Raw genomic sequence first — 1,296 nt, forward strand, 5'->3', positions numbered from 1 at the left:
GCTGCCGTTGTTGAACATGTGGGCGACGATCGTGTCACGCTCATACGGCTCGGAGGCTACCGACCGCGCGGCCGGGGGGCATCACCCGAGGATCCGCGGCGCGACCAGCAAGCCGGCATAGAGGCACACCGGACAGGCGGCGATCCGGTCGCGCCCGCGCACGGTGATCAGGTCGCGAGCGCCCGGCCCGGCGCCGATGAAATGGACGGTCATGCGGTCACGCCTGCGGCCGGCCAGCCGCATGACATCACCCTCACGGGCGCGTTCGGCACGGGTGCGCACGACATCGCGGTGCAGTTCCTCGACGACGTCTACGGCGGCAGCGCGACGGCCGACCGCAACCTCTACGTCCATCAGGTCAGCCTCAACGGCCAGACCCTGGCGGGCGATGCCGCCGACAACCATGCCGGCTACAACAGCGGCGGCGTCGCCAACATGTTCTACAACGGCAGCGTCGAATGGCACATCTGAATATAAATAACATAGCCGAATGTACAGAAAGATGCATGATCGAATGCTGCTCGAGTTCTAGGTTATATTTGGGGTGTAATCTATTTCTGTGTGGTATTAATTTTCAGCTTTATATTATGGATTGACGATGGGGCCTAGCTTGTCAGCAGCTTCTGGAACCTCTCGCAACACTCCCGCTGCGCCGTCCTTCAAAGCAGGGAAAGGGCGCCATCCGACGCCCCATCCCCTCGTATCGGGCAGCCCGTAATCAGCATTCCGGATAAGCGTCCCTGGACTTCCCGAACATGATCCGGTGGCGCATCTCGCGGAAGGTGCCCTCGGCGTCGTTCTCCTGGGTGAGAAGAGAGACGACGACCGCCACGATGAAGGATACCGGCATGCTGATGATGGCCGGGTTCTTCACCGGGACGAACCACCACGCGCGCGAGACGTCAAACAAGGTCTTTCCGAGCACGTCCACTTGAACCGTGGGCGACAGCCAGATCATCAGGAGGGAAGAGAATGTCCCGACCAGGATGCTGGCGACAGCTGCAGGGGTCGTGAACCGCTTCCAAGTGATGGACAGAAGCGGCGCGGGGAAGTTCGCTGAGGCCGCGACGGCGAAGGCGAGCCCGGCCATAAACGCGACGTTCTGGCCCTCGAAGACGATGCCCAGGAACTGATCGGCCCCCGCGAGGTGGTCCCAGGGTGAAGTTAGTGCACGGTGGGCCGCTCCGCCACGAGTAGCTTGGCCGGCGGAGCTGGTCGGGCGAGCGCAGCCGGCCAAGCGGAGAAGGCTGGCACGAACACCTCCAGTGCCGGCGGCCGGTATTTCAGCGAGGCATG

General features: G+C 63.0%; 1 protein-coding gene and 3 pseudogenes. 1 reads left to right on the forward strand and 3 read right to left on the reverse strand.

Annotated elements, in window-relative coordinates:
- Positions 1-84: 84 nt before the first annotated feature.
- Positions 85-213 (reverse strand): annotated as a pseudogene (locus MKK60_RS00530) (SAM-dependent methyltransferase); the annotation flags it as partial.
- On the opposite strand from MKK60_RS00530, the gene MKK60_RS00535 reads away from it, so the two are divergent.
- Entirely contained in the window at positions 202-471 is a 270-nt protein-coding gene (locus tag MKK60_RS00535; protein WP_243983468.1) for a carbohydrate-binding domain-containing protein, read from the forward strand. The pseudogene MKK60_RS00530 and the gene MKK60_RS00535 overlap by 12 nt on opposite strands.
- Positions 472-718: 247 nt before the next feature.
- On the opposite strand, the pseudogene MKK60_RS00540 reads toward MKK60_RS00535, so the two are convergent.
- Together MKK60_RS00540 and MKK60_RS00545 are read right to left on the reverse strand one after the other, a co-directional pair.
- Positions 719-1,126 (reverse strand): annotated as a pseudogene (locus MKK60_RS00540) (sodium:solute symporter family transporter); the annotation flags it as partial.
- Positions 1,127-1,164: 38 nt separating this feature from the next.
- Positions 1,165-1,296: pseudogene (locus tag MKK60_RS00545) on the reverse strand (IS3 family transposase); the annotation flags it as partial.

Origin of the sequence: Methylobacterium sp. J-092 (genome assembly GCF_022829325.1) — a bacterium.
In the GTDB taxonomy this organism is placed as follows: domain Bacteria; phylum Pseudomonadota; class Alphaproteobacteria; order Rhizobiales; family Beijerinckiaceae; genus Methylobacterium.

Bases quoted from the DNA above. Each gene is read 5' to 3' on its own strand.
- MKK60_RS00535 (WP_243983468.1), top strand. From the start codon at position 202: ATGGACGGTCATGCGGTCACGCCTGCGGCCGGCCAGCCGCATGACATC.